12 protein-coding genes and 5 pseudogenes are annotated in these 16,031 nt (G+C 42.4%); 8 read left to right on the forward strand and 9 right to left on the reverse strand.

Features of this window, described 5'->3' with window-relative positions; all coding sequences use genetic code 11:
* Window positions 1-212: 212 nt before the first annotated feature.
* The 3 genes and pseudogenes from ccmC (at window position 213) to ccmE (ending at window position 2,037) form a co-directional block, all read left to right on the forward strand.
* Window positions 213-1,000, forward strand: a pseudogene (gene ccmC / locus TT12_RS07345) (heme ABC transporter permease CcmC).
* A gap of 43 nt (window positions 1,001-1,043) precedes the next feature.
* Complete coding sequence (ccmD, locus tag TT12_RS07350; RefSeq protein WP_045453491.1) at window positions 1,044-1,265, forward strand: heme exporter protein CcmD; 222 nt, start codon at window positions 1,044-1,046, stop codon at window positions 1,263-1,265.
* Between the two features lie 271 nt (window positions 1,266-1,536).
* A complete protein-coding gene (ccmE, locus tag TT12_RS07355) occupies window positions 1,537-2,037 on the forward strand; it encodes a cytochrome c maturation protein CcmE (RefSeq protein WP_045453493.1) in 501 nt (166 codons plus the stop codon).
* A 105-nt stretch (window positions 2,038-2,142) separates the two neighbouring features.
* Here ccmE and TT12_RS07360 read toward each other — a convergent pair whose 3' ends face one another.
* The 9 genes and pseudogenes from TT12_RS07360 to TT12_RS18355 all read right to left on the reverse strand — a co-directional run bounded on the left by TT12_RS07360 (window position 2,143) and on the right by TT12_RS18355 (window position 11,531).
* A complete protein-coding gene (locus TT12_RS07360; protein WP_045453496.1) occupies window positions 2,143-2,991 on the reverse strand; it encodes an aldo/keto reductase in 849 nt (282 codons plus the stop codon).
* A gap of 316 nt (window positions 2,992-3,307) precedes the next feature.
* Window positions 3,308-4,265 (reverse strand): annotated as a pseudogene (locus TT12_RS07365) (MetQ/NlpA family ABC transporter substrate-binding protein).
* 217 nt (window positions 4,266-4,482) lie between these two features.
* On the reverse strand, window positions 4,483-5,169 hold the full coding sequence (locus TT12_RS07370; RefSeq protein ID WP_045453498.1) for a methionine ABC transporter permease: 687 nt from the start codon (window positions 5,167-5,169) through the stop codon (window positions 4,483-4,485).
* A gap of 19 nt (window positions 5,170-5,188) precedes the next feature.
* The gene (locus tag TT12_RS07375) at window positions 5,189-5,959 is read right to left on the reverse strand and encodes a methionine ABC transporter ATP-binding protein (RefSeq protein ID WP_201605185.1); all 771 of its coding nucleotides are present in this window, start codon (window positions 5,957-5,959) and stop codon (window positions 5,189-5,191) included.
* Between the two features lie 533 nt (window positions 5,960-6,492).
* A pseudogene (locus TT12_RS19350) lies at window positions 6,493-6,741 on the reverse strand (sensor histidine kinase); the annotation flags it as partial.
* 758 nt (window positions 6,742-7,499) lie between these two features.
* Window positions 7,500-8,692, reverse strand: a pseudogene (locus TT12_RS19355) (HAMP domain-containing protein); the annotation flags it as partial.
* 102 nt (window positions 8,693-8,794) lie between these two features.
* Window positions 8,795-9,517: a response regulator transcription factor gene (locus tag TT12_RS07390; protein ID WP_045444030.1), complete on the reverse strand. Its 723-nt coding sequence runs from the start codon at window positions 9,515-9,517 to the stop codon at window positions 8,795-8,797.
* Window positions 9,518-9,813: 296 nt separating this feature from the next.
* Window positions 9,814-11,013 carry an efflux RND transporter periplasmic adaptor subunit gene (locus tag TT12_RS07395; protein WP_243443477.1) on the reverse strand — a complete coding sequence of 400 codons (1,200 nt, stop codon included), beginning with the start codon at window positions 11,011-11,013 and terminating at the stop codon, window positions 9,814-9,816.
* 395 nt (window positions 11,014-11,408) lie between these two features.
* Entirely contained in the window at window positions 11,409-11,531 is a 123-nt protein-coding gene (locus tag TT12_RS18355) for a hypothetical protein (protein ID WP_279378840.1), read from the reverse strand.
* A gap of 262 nt (window positions 11,532-11,793) precedes the next feature.
* Here TT12_RS18355 and pilG point away from each other — a divergent pair, with 262 nt between their 5' ends.
* The 5 genes and pseudogenes from pilG to TT12_RS07420 all read left to right on the forward strand — a co-directional run bounded on the left by pilG (window position 11,794) and on the right by TT12_RS07420 (window position 16,027).
* Complete coding sequence (gene pilG / locus TT12_RS07400; RefSeq protein ID WP_045453505.1) at window positions 11,794-12,171, forward strand: twitching motility response regulator PilG; 378 nt, start codon at window positions 11,794-11,796, stop codon at window positions 12,169-12,171.
* A 282-nt stretch (window positions 12,172-12,453) separates the two neighbouring features.
* A complete protein-coding gene (locus tag TT12_RS07405; RefSeq protein WP_045444033.1) occupies window positions 12,454-12,816 on the forward strand; it encodes a response regulator in 363 nt (120 codons plus the stop codon).
* Window positions 12,817-12,819: 3 nt separating this feature from the next.
* A complete protein-coding gene (locus TT12_RS07410; RefSeq protein WP_045453507.1) occupies window positions 12,820-13,350 on the forward strand; it encodes a chemotaxis protein CheW in 531 nt (176 codons plus the stop codon).
* 516 nt (window positions 13,351-13,866) lie between these two features.
* Window positions 13,867-14,940: pseudogene (locus TT12_RS07415) on the forward strand (methyl-accepting chemotaxis protein); the annotation flags it as partial.
* A 112-nt stretch (window positions 14,941-15,052) separates the two neighbouring features.
* Window positions 15,053-16,027, forward strand: a complete 975-nt coding sequence (locus TT12_RS07420; RefSeq protein ID WP_201605189.1) for a CheR family methyltransferase — start codon at window positions 15,053-15,055, stop codon at window positions 16,025-16,027.
* Window positions 16,028-16,031: the final 4 nt, after the last annotated feature.

Genomic DNA, 16,031 nt, shown 5'->3' on the forward strand with positions numbered 1-16,031 from the left:
TATTGAGAGTTTGTAATAAAAAAGGCTATAAAAAACCTTTGTATTAACAGCATGTTGAAAACTGGCAATTTTGCTATAATAGTCAGTTAACTAAGCAAACAATCACTTGTAGATTTTATCCAGTGTTTAACGCCAGCAGGTTAGCAGGTAGTCGCGCCCATGATGCGCTATATCGGTTACGACCAATACGCTGTGCCAATAGGTTTATTCCCATGCCCAACTTGAATAACGTCTCATCTCCTAGCTTGTGGCAGCGCATCTGGCAAGGCTTTTTGACCACTGTGGGTACCAAGCAGTTTTTTCGAATTTTTTCGCCTTGGGTCAAGTGGTTAGCCATATTAGCCAGTATTTGCCTATTGATCGGTAGTATCTGGGGTCTCGCTTTTGCGCCGCCTGATTATCTGCAGGGCAATAGCTACCGCATTATCTTTATTCACGTACCCGCTGCCAGTATCGCTATTTCCATCTATTTTGCCTTAGCAGTGCTCGGGGTCATTTTTTTAGTTTGGAAAATCAAGACCGCCAGTCTGGTGGCACAGGCGCTTGCTCCGCTAGGATTCTTGCTCTGTGTGATTAGCTTAATCACGGGTTCTATTTGGGCGAAACCCACTTGGGGTACTTACTGGGTTTGGGATGCACGTTTGACCTCTATGCTCATTTTGGCGTTTCTGTATGCGGGCGTGATGGCGTTATTTGCCGCGTTTGAGCATACTGCCAATCGTGGTAAAGCCGCGGCCATTTTGTCTATTGTTGGCGCAGTAAATCTGCCCATTATCAAGTATTCGGTACAGTGGTGGAACACCTTGCATCAAGCTCGACCTTTACTTTGACCGCCGCCCCCAAGATGTCAGCAGATATGTGGATGCCCTTATTACTGATGATTATTGGTAGTTATTTATTAGTGGCAACATTAGCGATTTATCGTACCAATACCCTTATTTTGTATCGTGATCAAGGCAAAGCGTGGGTCAAAGAATACATTCGCAGGCAAGCTAAATGACGGTCATGACTGTCGCCAAAAAAATCACGGCTAGGAAAATATTATGCAGCCTTACTTTTATAGCGTATCTGAATTTCTTGCCATGGGTAAGCATGGTGTTTTTGTTTGGTCGTGCTGGGCAATTACCGTTGGCATGATGCTGGCTTTTGTTATTTATAGTCGTAGACAACGACAGGCTTTAATCAAACAGTTGACCATTCAGCAAGCGCGGCAAGCACAGCGTACTGCTAAAACAACCATGCCTGTCACCAAACAGCCTCATTAGCTAGTAGGTTCGTCCTATCTAGCGTTAGCCGTTAATTTTTAGCCACTCAATCTGCAACTTAGCACCTGATAAAGAGGTGACTGTCACAGAGGTTATAGGGCTTATTGATTTGTCCGAAAAATGCTACCATATAGCCATTAGAAGAGTACGATTAGAAAGACATTTTTAGAACGTTTTTCTAATGGTAGTTTCTTCAAATTTTTCTGTTTTATATATTTGTATGGCATTGACTATAGTTTATAAAACAGTGACTCATCAATGAGGTAGTGGTATGAACGCAGTTCGTCGCAAAAAACTGATGTGGGTTATGTTTACGCTTGCAGGGGCGGCGATAGCCGTGGTATTGGTTCTTTATGCCATTGGGCAACAGACCGATTACTACTTTGATGCTACCGCGATTGCACAAGGTGAAGCACCACAAGATAAGCGTATTCGAGCAGGCGGTATGGTCGTTGCGGGTAGTGTCCAGCGCGCAGAAGACAATCCACTAAACGTTGAGTTTGCCATTACGGACTTTCAATCGACAGTACCTGTGACTTATCAAGGTATTTTGCCAGATTTATTTGCTGAAAACTCAGGTGTCGTCGCGACAGGTAAGATGCAGGGTGATACTTTTGTCGCTGGAGAAGTCTTGGCGAAGCATGATGAAAATTACATGCCGCCAGAAGTGGCCAAATCGATGAAAGAAAACAACCGTAGCGGTGTAGTGCCTCCTTCTGAGCAATATAATCCTGCTGAAAAGGTACATGAGACAGATACTCTACAGCAGTAATTATATAGTCCATACCATAGTAAAAGAGCCGCTAATATATTATTAGCGGCTCTTTTTTTACATGAATTTTAGTACTAATAAGTTTTGGTGGTTTTTTACGAGAACTTAGTCGTCCCATTCAGGCGAGTAATCTGGATGCTTAATTTTGCGCCCATCAGCACGCGCTAAGCTGCTGATTTTCTCAATATCATCCGCACTTAATTGTACTTTTATAGCGTCTAAGTTGCCTTGCAAATGATCAGGGTTAGACGTTTTCGGAATAGCGATACGATGCTTGTCTGCCAGAATCCAAGCCAATGATATCTGTGCTGGCGTGACATTATGTTTGTCAGCGATTTCTTTAATAATCTCATTATCGAATACATCACCGCGTGCAAGTGGTGAATAAGCTTCGAGTAGAATGTGGTGATTATTCAAAAAAGTCTGCAAGGTTTTTTGCTTGATGAACGGATGAAACTCAACCTGATTGACCACAATCGGTACATCAGCATATTTCTCAGCTTCAATAATATTGGCAATATTAAAGTTAGAGACCCCGATATGGCGCGTCAGACCTTGTTTCTGTAGTTCGCACAAGGCAGGAATGGTTTCAGATAAAGGAACACGGTCATCCGGCCAGTGCAATAGTAGCAAATCAACGTAATCAGTATCTAAGTCTGCTAAAGAGCGTTTGGCGGCGGCAATCAATTTCTCAGGCTCAAACTTCATGTCATCAGGAAAAATCTTTGTGGTCAAAAAGAACTTATCACGAGATACCCCTGATTGTTTGATACCTTGACCAACTTTTTTTTCATTACCATAAGCTTGAGCGGTATCGATGTGCTCATAACCCATTTTCAACGCTTGACTGACGACATTAACACAATCTTGACCGGTCGATTGCCATGTACCAAGCCCTAGTACAGGAATATTTGCTTGTCCAGCGGTACGAATATTATAAGTTTTAGCACGCATCTTATTATCCTTGTTATTTGTGTATTTATTGATAGAGCATCGAATCATCAATATTCTGATCACCCTCTCTATTTGACCTACCCACTATAGAAAAAATTGGCAGCAAGTAAAAGGGCACGTGACGCTTTCCTACAAAGGACAAACAGGCTGTAACGTCATTTTTAGTAACTGATAGACAGCAGCGCGCGGTTAAAAAATAAAAATCGTAAAATCGAGCCCATAAAAAACGCCCATCACTATCTAGCAATGGGCGTTTACAATCGGGACGAAGACGATATTTGAGTGTTTTGGATTTAAGTGCTTTTGGCTTATGAGCTTATTGAGCAGCAGCTTCTACAGGTGCAGGTTTTGTTGCGGTATCCGTGTGCGCACTGTGATCAGAGCCCCAGATTTTTGGGTACTTATAACCAGGGAAAGTTTCATGAGCATACTTTTTAAAGGCTTCTGAGTTATATGCATTGGTCACATCTTCGACCCATTTTTTGCCAGCATCTGCTGATTTGATGGCTGACCAGTTGACATAAGCAAAGCTAGGCTCTTGAAATAGCGCTTCAGTCAGCTTGATGCCAGCATCCGTGCATAGTTGCCATTGATGACGGCAAAGTCGACTTCATCACGAGCACGTGGCAATTGAGCGGCTTCTAACTCAATGATTTCAATGTCGTATTTGCTGTTATCAGCGATGTCAGTTTTTGATGCCGTTAGTGGGTCAATATTGTCTTTTAGCGTGATCCAGCCAAGATCATCCATCATCACCAGCGCACGAGCAAAGTTACTTGGATCATTTGGTGCAGAGACTCTCATGCCTTTATAAACATCATCAAGCGTGGTCTTTTTACCTGAGTAAATGCCAAGTGGGGCAGTAGGTACTTGGAAAACTTCTACCAGATCAAGATTGTTTTCTTTTTTGAAGGTATCAAGATAAGGCTTATGCTGGAAGATGTTGATGTCCAAATCACCTTCAGCCAAGGCAAGGTTTGGGCGTACATAGTCAGTAAAAGCAATCAGCTCAACTTCGTAACCTTGCGCTTCCAGTGAGCTTTTCACTTGGTTACGCACCATATCGGCGAAGTCACCTTCGGTGGTACCGATGACGATTTTGGTATGTTCAGGATCGATATCGCTAGCGGCAGTTTCTGCTGTTGAGCCTTCAGTAACAGGCTCTTTAGTTGCTTCTGGTGCTGATGAGTTGTTGCAACCAACCAAGACTAGCTTGATACGCCAACGGCAGCAAATGCAGTCGCTAACTGACGGCTGATATCTGTTAATTTCATGGAGCTTCCTTAATAAGAGGGATGGGATGGAGGCAAACGCTGGCCATTAAAAAAGCAACATTAGGGATAGTAATGCTGCTAAGTTAACGACTGTTAAGTTAGTATCAAAATTAAAGGGTCTCAGTAACAAAGTCAAGCATTTTGCTTAGGATGAATCGGCATTAAACCCTGAGTATTATTCATATTAGCGTTAACTGGCTTTGTCTAAGTCTTTTTTCTATCGTTTATCCAAACGGTTAGCCAACCAATTACCTGATGCTTGAATGGAGACGACCATTATTGATAGGACAATAACGATAAAAATCATCACCTCCGTTTGATAACGATAGTAGCCATAACGAATGGCTAAATCCCCCAGACCACCGCCGCCAATCATACCTGCCGCTGCTGAATAAGAGAGCAGGCTGATACAGAGAATCGTCACGGACAATACCAGTCCTGAGCGTGCTTCATTGAGTAAGACTTTAATAATGGTCAAAGGACGTGCGCCCATAGACTCGGTCGCCTCAATGATACCGCGTGGCACTTCACGTAAGTTTTGCTCGACCAAACGGGCAAAATAAAACGAACCTGCAATGGCGAGTACCAATGAGGCCGCAATCGGTCCAATACCCGTGCCAACGATAGCCTTAGTAAATGGGCTCATGGCAATCATCAAAATGACAAATGGGAAAGCGCGCATAAAGTTGGTGATACCACCAAGCAGACCATACAATGTTTTGTTTTGCAAAAACTGTCGATCACTGGATAAAAACAAAAATATGCCAAACAACCCACCGATGACAATCGCCACCGTCGTTGAGATGCCAAGCATAATAAATGTATCAATAAACGCGTTCACAATCTCTTTGCGCAGGGCAAACAGCTTGTCTATCGAGGCGGATAATTCACTACCAGTTAACATATTTATTTCTCCTGCCTCATTAGTCTTCGTGCACTAAGCCTTTGCCAATCGGGGTGGTCGCCTGAATCAGACCGTCTCTCACATCCGCAACTTCCAAGAGTTGACCTTGATGCAGTAATGCGGCGCGATCACACAGCCTACGGATGACACTCATCTCATGAGTCACAATCACAATGGTGACGCCAAGTTGTTCGTTGATATTGCGTAGACAAGTCAACAAGCTGCGGGTCGTCGCAGGATCAAGCGCACTGGTTGGCTCATCAGCCAATAATACTTTAGGACTGGGGGCAATCGCTCGGGCAATACCGACACGCTGTTTTTGTCCGCCTGACAGCTGCGCAGGGTAGTGACCAGCGCGGTCTGTTAGATCAACAATCTCTAGGCAATCCATGACTCGTTTATGAATGTCGCGGCTCGGATATCCTGAAACAGTTAAATTAAAGGCCACGTTGTCAAAAACAGTACGATTGGACATCAGATTAAATTGCTGAAAAATCATACCAATATTATGCCGAGCGATACGCAATTCACTGGCAGACAAAGTGGTCAAGTCAGTGCCATCGACGATGACTTGACCAGCATCTGGACGCTCAAGCATATTGATTAGGCGTAGCAAAGTAGACTTACCGGCACCCGAGTATCCCATTAGGCCGAAGATTTCGCCTTGCTGGACAGATAACGAGGTCGGTTCAACGGCAGTAAACCAATGTGGTTTGCCATCTTTGTCTTTGATTGATCGGTCGCTTAAAAAACTCTTGGTCACATTGTTTAAGACAATCATGTCATTCATGGAGGGCTCAAAATTCAATAATTTTTTTAATAGTCACAAACGCGCTGTCGGGCCTCTTTAACAATGTAAGAAGCCAATTAAGAAACAACCGTTAATAACCCTATAATAAGGGGCGCTAATATAGCATATTATCGAGCACTTTGGATATGAACATCCGTGACAGGCTTATGATTAATAGCTATTAGTAAGAGGGGTTTTGTAGAATGTGAGTCGCGATGATCGAGTAGAATGAAGTGTCTGTTCATAGCACCTTATATAGTCATTCCACTATAAAAGTATTACTGCGTTAACCTCGCTTGAAATATTAAATATACATCTACACTCGGTTGCCTTGTACTACTTTTAAATTGAATCTACTATAGCATCGCTGACTAGGTTGTGTCCTTATTTTAAAAATGGTGATAAAAATGAGATAAATCGCCGTCAAACAAGGAAAGTAGCGCAAATAATATCGAGATATTGATACACTATTTGACGATGTTTGGCAAAATTTAGCCCATTTAAAGGTTACTAGATTGAATTGAAGAAACGCCCTAGTCATGCTGGTGATAATGTGGGTCGTGCTTGACTGGTATAACAACTAAAAACCTAGTATGTCCATTCAACGTATCAGTAATGATGCGCCCCTGATGGGCGGTAACGATTTGTGATACTAGCGATAAGCCTAGCCCAGAGCCTTTATTTTTTTGTTGCAACCGCACAAATGGGCTAAATACTTCTTCACGTTTGTCTTCTGGAATACCCGTGCCTTCATCAATCACTGCCAATACTGCATATTTCGGTAATGGGCGTACAGGATCGGTCTTGGCTTTTTTGAGATGCTTGGCAAACAAGCCTTCTTTGCGCGGTGTACTGAGTACTTCCGTAGGATTTTGAGTGTTGTTTTGAGCATCACCCTTATCACGTGTATTGCCACCTTTATTTGTTATGGCACCTTTGGATTTAGGAATTGCATCATTCAAGCAGTACTCTTAGCGTCATTGATAACTGCAGACGGCTCTTCAGTGTCAGGAACTGCTTTCCAAACCATCTTTTTAATTTTTTCAGTCAAATCATTGGTAAAGTTATGATAATTAGCAATCAATGAGGATGTGCTGGTGCTTCCAACGGTATCGTTACTGTTGACTAAGTTTGTCGAAGTGCTTGAGTCAGTTTGAACACTATCCGCATCAGTAGATTCTGTTAAGGTCGCACAGGTTTCAATAGAGTCAATGTCGCTGTTGGTATTATTAATATCAGCCTTATCTATTTTAGTCTCTATATTTACATCGGCATCAGCATCGGTATCGGAATTGAGATCATGCTCAACCGCAATATTTTCTCCGTTTTTATATATCGGTGGTGCTGGCAACAGGATAATAGCATCCGTTGCTTCAGATTTAACTTTACCAGTACTATGAGAAGAATCGTTTGAGTGTATATGACTATGCGTAATATTACTATGCGCAATATGATTATGCGTATCGTCTTCATTAACCTCGATTGGTTGGTGATAGGAGTCAAAATCAGAGCTATTATAATCGGCAAAGCTACTGCAGAGTATTGTTTGCAGCAGGTAATCAGGTATGGTATCTGCTTCATCAATAGTTTGCACACCATACAATAGTACCGTCACGGGTGGCTTGCCGTGTAGCATGGCATTGGTTAACAAGTTGCGAATTAAATGGGTCAACATCGATGATTGACCATCGATCACAATATGTTCACCAATGAGCGTCGCTTCAGGATAATGTTGCCGTTCTTGATTCACCAGATCGTATAAGTCTAAGCTTTCAACTTGCTGCAAGGCATGACCGGCGTCTAAACGACTCACCAATAAGATACTCTCTACCAAATCATTGAGCCCTGACAAATCACGGTTAATCGCTTGCGCACGTTTATCAAACTTTGCTTTGGTATCAGATGGTAGCGCCCCGGCGAGCATATCCATCATCTCAATCTGTAAGCGGATACGAGTAATGGGGGTACGTAGCTCATGAGAAGCATGTGCTAAGAGCAGGTTATTGGCATCGATAAGGTGTTCGATTTTTTGTGCTGCTTGGTTAAATCCACGCGCTAGTGAAGCGATCTCATCGTTACCACGAGCATTCACCCGTACGGTAAAATCACCATCACCCAGTTGCGCCATCTGCTGGCTCATCTGATTGATGCGCCAAGTGATGGTACGAGCAATCCACCATAGGACACCTGCCATAATAAGTAACAATAGTAGTGTGCCAGTAAATAAATTCAGCGCAGAGAGAGTACTGGTTTTTTAGGCGGTAAGCGTGATTCATACAAAAGCGTATAGCCGGTACTGCTATAAACCTGAGCTTGCTTGGTAGGGGAGGTGTCTGCGAGAGAGGGAAAAACGCGTGAAAATAAAGAGGGCGGTGCGGGCAACTCCAATGGCAAATCGCTGTTATCCGTTTGCATTAGCAATCGACCTTCGCTGTCATACAAGCCCATCTTTGCCTGTAATGACTCATCAAAGATATCAAAGCTCTTTTTGACCACTGCTAGCATAAAGCGCGCTTGCAAGCGATTGTCCTCGCTAACAGAGATATTCAACTCATGCAAGAAAGGGTCTATTTGTCCTAAAATCTGAGTGGCCAATACTTCTGATCGAATACTTGCATCTTTATCGTGCACAAGTTGCGTCAACAGCACCATCGCCACTGCAAATAAAATAAGTGCCAGCATGACACTGGCAAATAATTTGGCAAATACCGAACGAAATCCCAACTGCTGCATTAAACCATCTCTACTATCAGCCGTTTATATCCACTCATACTTCTAATTTGCATAAACCAATCAAAAGTATGGTTTTTATCGATTAATTTGCCACTTTTGTGATCAAACCTGATCAGTGGCAAATTGATAACCAACACCGCGTACGGTAATAATACGTTTTGGCTGGCGTGGGTTGTCTTCAATTAAAGCACGCAGACGCGAGATATGAACATCAATGGCGCGATCGATATTATCTGAGCTGTCATCATTGGGCATGGCTTGCCACAGTTGCTCGCGATTCAATACTTTACCAGAGTGGGTGGCAAAGTAATGCAATAATTGAAACTGATGCGTCGTTAAACGAACAGGCTCATCATCGATGGTCACTTCATGGCTGTCAGGAAACACGCTCAAACGACCAAAGGTCAAGCTATCAGACTGGCTATCTGCTTGATTGGGCTGCTCATGACGGCGAATAACAGCACGGATTCGAGCGAGAAGCTCACGTGGCTCAAAAGGCTTAGATATATAATCGTCAGCACCCATCTCAAGACCTAGCACGCGATCGGTGGTATCGCCTTTCGCTGTCAACATGATAATTGGTACTTTATTGGTCATGTTATTTTTATTGCCGCGAATTTTTTGACAAACTTGCATACCATCCATATCAGGCAGCATTAAGTCAAGCACGACCAAATCAATGTCACGCTCTTTGGCATCCAATAAATCAAGCCCTTCTTGACCAAGCCCTGCATGATGGACGTCATAATAATTCATGGTCAGGTAATCGCTGATTAACTCAGCTAGATCAGGATCATCTTCGATTAATAAAATCTGCTTGCTCATGGGTTATCCTCTAGTTGTTGTTATGGTTGGCCAAACATTTCATCTGTTTTGATATTTTGTATCACGATAAATACATCGCTGATTTTAGGATCTCAAACAGTTAAACGATTAAGCCTCTAGGTTCTCAAACTTTCTAAGATTTCTCAAACTTTCAAGATATTGAGTCATTTAATACCAATGATTCAGAATACTCGGTTAATGCTATATATCATACGGCCATATTGCTAATTACGCAGTTACAAAACAAGAGAGGCTTTGTTAATGTTTCTACACAATGTAACTGTCGGTATGCATAGCTATGAGACATTGACTTTTTTACCTTTAGCATCAGCTGGTAAATCAGCCAAACAAATCAAACTGTCATTGCTAATACCCGCAATTAAATACTGCTTTGTGATAGGGTCATATTCGACTACTTCAATAGGCTGGCGTGTTAGGCGCTGATCCTGTCCAATAATCCACACGTTAGCAGTTAACGGTGACAGAGGCTTATATGGTGACGTTTGTAATTCTGTCAAGTCAACATCGTGCAACGCGCGATTAGGTACGATAGTGCCCACATCTATTTGACCATAATTAACCCGCCCCGTGACTTTCATATCTGGCAATAACTTGTCTCGACTTGCTTCATTGTCAATGACATTAACATAGACCAACAGCTTTTTTGGCTGGCTGGTCGCGGTCAGTTTACTGACTTGTCCTGTGAACTGTTCCGACATACCTTCAGCTGTAAAATTGACAGTCTGACCAACCGAAAGTTGTGGTTCTGCTTGAATAGGTAGGGTCGCGATAAAGTGTAATTTAGTTTCATCGCTAAGCTGTAATAAAGGCGTGCGCGCCTCTAGTCTTTGACCTGCTTTGGCATATAAGTTTTTTACACGGCCAGAAAAACTGGCACGCACAGTGACCAAATTATACTGACTCTGCTGCGGTTTTGAGCTTGCCGTGCTATTAGCGCTGGTTTGGTCATTGTTTTTAGGATTGCCGACTGCGTTTTTAGGAGCGCCCACTGTGGCGTTTGCTGTTGCCTCTTCTTTGTGAGCAATTGGGTCGTTTTTAGTGGTTGTTGCACCATTTTCTGCTGTAGGCTGATTGGGTTTTGAGCTAGCGTCCGTTTTTTGTGAGTGTGTTTGCTTTACATCAACCGCATCGTTCGTCATCTCAGAATCTGGGACAACGCTGTTCGATGCCGAAGATTGTTCCTTGACCGGGTTAGATGCATCTGCTGTTTTGCTTTCTGATTGCACGCGTCGAACGATAAGCAGCGGCATATCTTTTTCTACCCATTGACCCTCAGTAACCATTATTTCTTCGACGTTAATGGGGTATGCAGCGATAAGCTTAGTCTGTTTGATAGGTTCGATCTTACCTTGTAAACCAAGGCTAGGCTGATAACGTGAAGGTTTTATGCTCAATATATGATCTGGCGTCATGGTAACACTATCGTCGGTAATGACAATAGGGGTATCTACAGTCTCACTGTTTTCTGCAGTCACAGGCTCATTGGTAGGCGGTGATGGCTGACAGGCAGCAAGAAGAAAAGCACTCAGTAGATAGGTGCTATTTTTAAAAATTAGAAGCCGTCATAGCAGTCACCATAGTAGTCATCGTTTTATTATATAGTGAATTGCCACTGGGTGAAATAAGCGCAAAAAACTTAATAAACCACTGACATTAAGGCTACTAAACCCAGTCATTAGCTAAGGTAGGAGTGACAGCTAGTCTGAACATATTTTTATATTACTGACCAGTTCGAATATTGGCTTACTCATAACTGGAAATTAGTCGATAACTGTGCTAAAACAAACATAACAAAATACAATGATACACTTTTATCACAAAAGAAAATTATTCAGCAATGTGCCAAGCGTTTCTATATAATGCAGAGATATCATAAGGTTGATGGTTCTTCTGCTTCGGGCTTACCTCTTTTATCGTCAACGTCATCAGTAATAAAAGGTACTTTACCTTGTTTTAGACCAAATACGGTTGCAGTGGACGATAATAAAAGCAAAATAAGTCGTCTAAAAAGCCATAGATTTGGCGCAATTTAGTAAGCTTATTAATTAGAAAGTGCGTATAGTAGCCCATGTTGACGCTCTGTTTGACAGGCGGATACTGGCAGCTGATATGTTGACTGTCATAACATATGGTAATGCAAATTTAGCGTCTCATATCAGTCCAATAATGAATGATATGATAGGTTGAAATAACCGTTAAGTTTTTGCATTGATGGATGGTATTAAGAATAAATAGTCGTTTATAGGACACTGATAATGGAAAATAATTTTGATGGTTTAAAAGTAATGGTGATTGATGATTCAAAAACCATTCGCCGTACCGCAGAGACTTTATTACAAAAAGCGGGTTGCGAAGTTGTGACCGCCATTGATGGTTTTGATGCTTTAGCAAAAATTGTCGATAACAATCCAGATATTATTTTTGTCGACATCATGATGCCGCGTTTGGATGGCTATCAGACTTGTGCGCTAATAAAAAATAACCCTGATTATGCCAGCAAGCCTGTGATTATGTTGTCGTCTAAAGATGGCTTATTTGACAAAGCGCGTGGTCGTATTGTGGGGTCAGATGAGTATTTGACCAAGCCATTTAGTAAAGATGAGCTGTTCGAGGCAATTAATCAGTACCGCTAATATAAATAAGTCCACTTATAGACATATCATTAAATATCGTCTTACAAGTTGGTATGATTTATGCATAGCTATGCTTTATATAGAATCAGATAAATTAGGCTAGGCATTACGGTTAAGAGATTTAGTATTGATAAAATATTACTAATAACTGCTCAATATTTAATCGAAACTGTTAAGAGAGTTGCCCTGCCATTCATGGTTGGCGTGCTACTTTCAGTCGGATTGTCTCAATAATATAACAACATATCCTTATGGATACTTTCGAAAATAAAGGAAATTCCTATGACTACAGTTTTAGTCATTGACGACTCACCATCTGAGATGGCGAAATTTCGCGACATGCTTGCCAGACATAATTTTAAAGTATTAGAGGCCATAAATGGTGAGCAAGGTTGCCAGATGGCCATTGATCACTTACCAGATGTCATTTTAATGGACGTGGTTATGCCTGAGATGAACGGTTTTCAGGCCACTCGCAAAATTACTCGAGGTAAGACCACCGCGCATATTCCAGTGATTATGATCAGTACCAAAAATCAGGAAACCGATCGAGTTTGGGGAAAACGCCAAGGCGCTAAAGAGTATATGGCAAAGCCTGTTGACGAAAATGGATTGGTTAATATTATTCGTAAAGTAATGGAGTAGATTGTGGCTTCCAGAGGGTTTATTGAGCTTCTGCGTTTAGCAGACTTGGCACGCGCGCGCAAAAGTGGTCGCCGCGGTGGACAAGAGTATGACTGGCAAGGTGTGGTATTCGAGATTGGCGGACAGCGGTTAGTTGCACCGATGGGTCAAGTATCAGAAGTATTGGCCATGCCAGAGTATACCAGCTTGCCTCTAGTGAAGCCTTGGATGCTAGGCATCGCCAATATCCGCGGACGCCTATTGCCAATCACTGATTTGTCTCAGTTTTTACAGGTTCCTAGTCGTTTAACGCAAATGAGCCAACGCAAAGTCATTGTCATTGAACATGACAATCTCTTTTCAGGACTGTTAGTGGATCAAGTTATTGGGATTGAACAATTTACGCATGATCAATACCGTGCAGAAGCTATAGAGCCTGATTCGCCTTTTGCTCCTTATAATCACGGTAAGTTCTTTAAAAATGAGCAAGATTGGTATGTTTTTATGCCAAGCCTGCTCGCACAAGACCTGCAGTATACCGATGCTGCAATATAGCAGTCGATAACAGCTATCTGGCTGCTATAACGATGACGAAATAATAGCGAATGACATGATACGGTTGGGTGTCAGTATTCATACAGGCTTTGCTAATCACTGTTGTTTTTATAACAATAAGATTGTCAAAGTCAGTCACGATGAGACTTTGATGATTGTTTGAAAGGAATACGTACGATGAGTGATGTTATAAAGAAACCTGTAGCTGGTACGACCAATACAACAGATGGCAAGGACGCTAATAGCAAGTGGAAGTTATTGTTAGGGTTTTTTGTGCTAATAAGTGTGGCCTGCCTGATTTGGCTGGTCAATTCGTTATCGTCAGTAAGTCAGTACTTGGCTGATTTTAATCAATCCGTTACTTTACCAGCGATTATATTTGTCGTAGGGGTATTAGGCATCCTCTTTGCTCTGTATCAGTTACTGAAGCAGCGTGGGGGATCAGAGCGTCTACTCATTGAAAAAGAAACCTTGCGTCGTCGTCAGGAAGCAGAAGCGGAATCTGAGCGAGCGCGTCAAATTCAAGAAGAAAACGAACGTAACCAGATTGCTATTCTACGTTTACTTGATGAATTGGGTGATTTAGCAGAAGGCGATTTGACGGTTAATGCCACCGTATCAGAAGATTTTACTGGAGCAATTGCTGACTCAGTGAACTTTGCGATTGACCAATTACGTCAATTGGTTTTAGTTATTAACAACACGGCTGACCGCGTTTCGCAGTCTTCAGACCAAACACAGATGAATGCAGTCGAACTTGCTGAAGCATCTGAGCACCAAGCACAAGAAATTGCTGGTGTATCAGCGGCTATTAATGAGATGACAGTATCGATTGACCAAGTTTCGAACAACGCTTCAGAATCGGCGACTGTTGCTCAGCGCTCAGTAGCCATCTCTCATAATGGAGCGGAAGTTGTACAGCGCTCTATTGAAGGTATGAACGTGATTCGTGATCAGATTCAAGAGACCTCAAAACGTATCAAGCGTCTTGGTGAGTCTTCGCAAGAAATTGGTGATATCGTTGGTTTGATTAATGATATTGCTGATCAGACCAACGTTTTGGCATTGAATGCTGCTATTCAGGCATCGATGGCAGGTGAGGCTGGTCGAGGCTTTGCGGTCGTTGCTGATGAAGTCCAACGTCTTGCTGAGCGTTCAGCTAACGCTACCAAGCAGATTGAAACCTTGGTAAAAACCATTCAGGCAGATACCAACGAAGCAGTTATGTCAATGGAATCGACGACCTCTGAAGTTGTGCGCGGTGCACGCTTGGCAAAAGATGCTGGTGAAGCCCTAGAAGAAGTGCAGAGCGTTTCTAATACCTTGGCTGACTTGATTCAAAACATCTCAAACGCTGCTTTGCAGCAGGCAGAATCTGCTGGTCACATCTCTCATACGATGAATATTATTCAAGATATTACCTCACAGACCTCTTCTGGCACAATGGCAACCGCGCGCTCTATTGGTGAGCTGAGCGAAATGGCTGCAGCATTGCAAGAGTCAGTCACTGGTTTTAAAGTATCGAACGATGATGAGCTACTAGAAAACGAGATGTTGGACACCGAAGAAGCGTTATCAGCAAGTGTGTAATGACAAGTGTTAACGTCAAGTAGGTGTTAGACCACTGACCGTCTTTAAATTAATGTGTTAATAATATACTGTGCAGATACGATGATTTGCAGCAGTGACTATAGCAGGTGACGTGAATAATTTTACTCAACCAGACAGCAATTCTATCAAAGCAGCCAAACCCTCGTTGATTAAGGGTTTGCTGCAGGCAGACAGTTTTGATGTGCAGCAGTGGCAGCGATATATAGAACAAGAGATAGGTTTTGTTCTACCCAATGTCCAGCTGCAATGGTTGATAAATGCGATTGAACACACGGCATTATCACATGGATTGACAGTTGAAAAGCTGTGGTGTCAACTACCAAATAATGATGAAATACGCCAACAGTTATTGGATAAAGTACTGATTCACGAAAGTCGTTTTTTTCGCCATATGCCTTCTATCGATTTTGTCACAAAGTGTGCATTACAGCATCAGCGCCAGCAGCTTACTGCCACTAGTACTGATCGTGGTCACAACAATGATGCTAATGATTTATTTCGCATTTGGAGTGTTGGTTGTGCCAGTGGGCAAGAAACATGGTCATTGGCGATGAGCTTGGCTTCTGAACAATTAATTACTTATACGATATTGGGTACAGATGTTAGCCAACAAGCCATTACAAAAGCACGACTAGGGCAGTATGATAAGCGGCAGCAGTCGTTAATTCCAGACCTGTGCCAGCAGTTCGTTCAGCCATTGCGAGCTAAGTGTGATATCAGCCAATCGCACTTTTATAAGGTATCTACCGCAAAAAAGGCGATGACTGGCACTCAGACCGACTGGCAGATTGCGCCAATGTTACGACGCTATGTTAGCTTCGCTTTACACAATATTATTGAGCAAAAACCACCTACTTCGCACCTTCAGCATGTCATTATCTGTCAAAATATGCTGCTATATTTTCGCAAGTTTGATCAGCGTGATATTTTGGCAAGGCTATCAGAGCAGTGTGCGTTAGGTGGATATATTATATTGGCTCCAGGTGAGGCGTTGTTTTGGCGTCCTTCAAATATGCGCCGTATTGCGCACCCACAGGTTAATGTGTGGCAAAAAATTAATGCCTAGATTA

Origin of the sequence: Psychrobacter sp. JCM 18903 (genome assembly GCF_000586475.1) — a bacterium.
Classification (GTDB): Bacteria; Pseudomonadota; Gammaproteobacteria; order Pseudomonadales; family Moraxellaceae; genus Psychrobacter.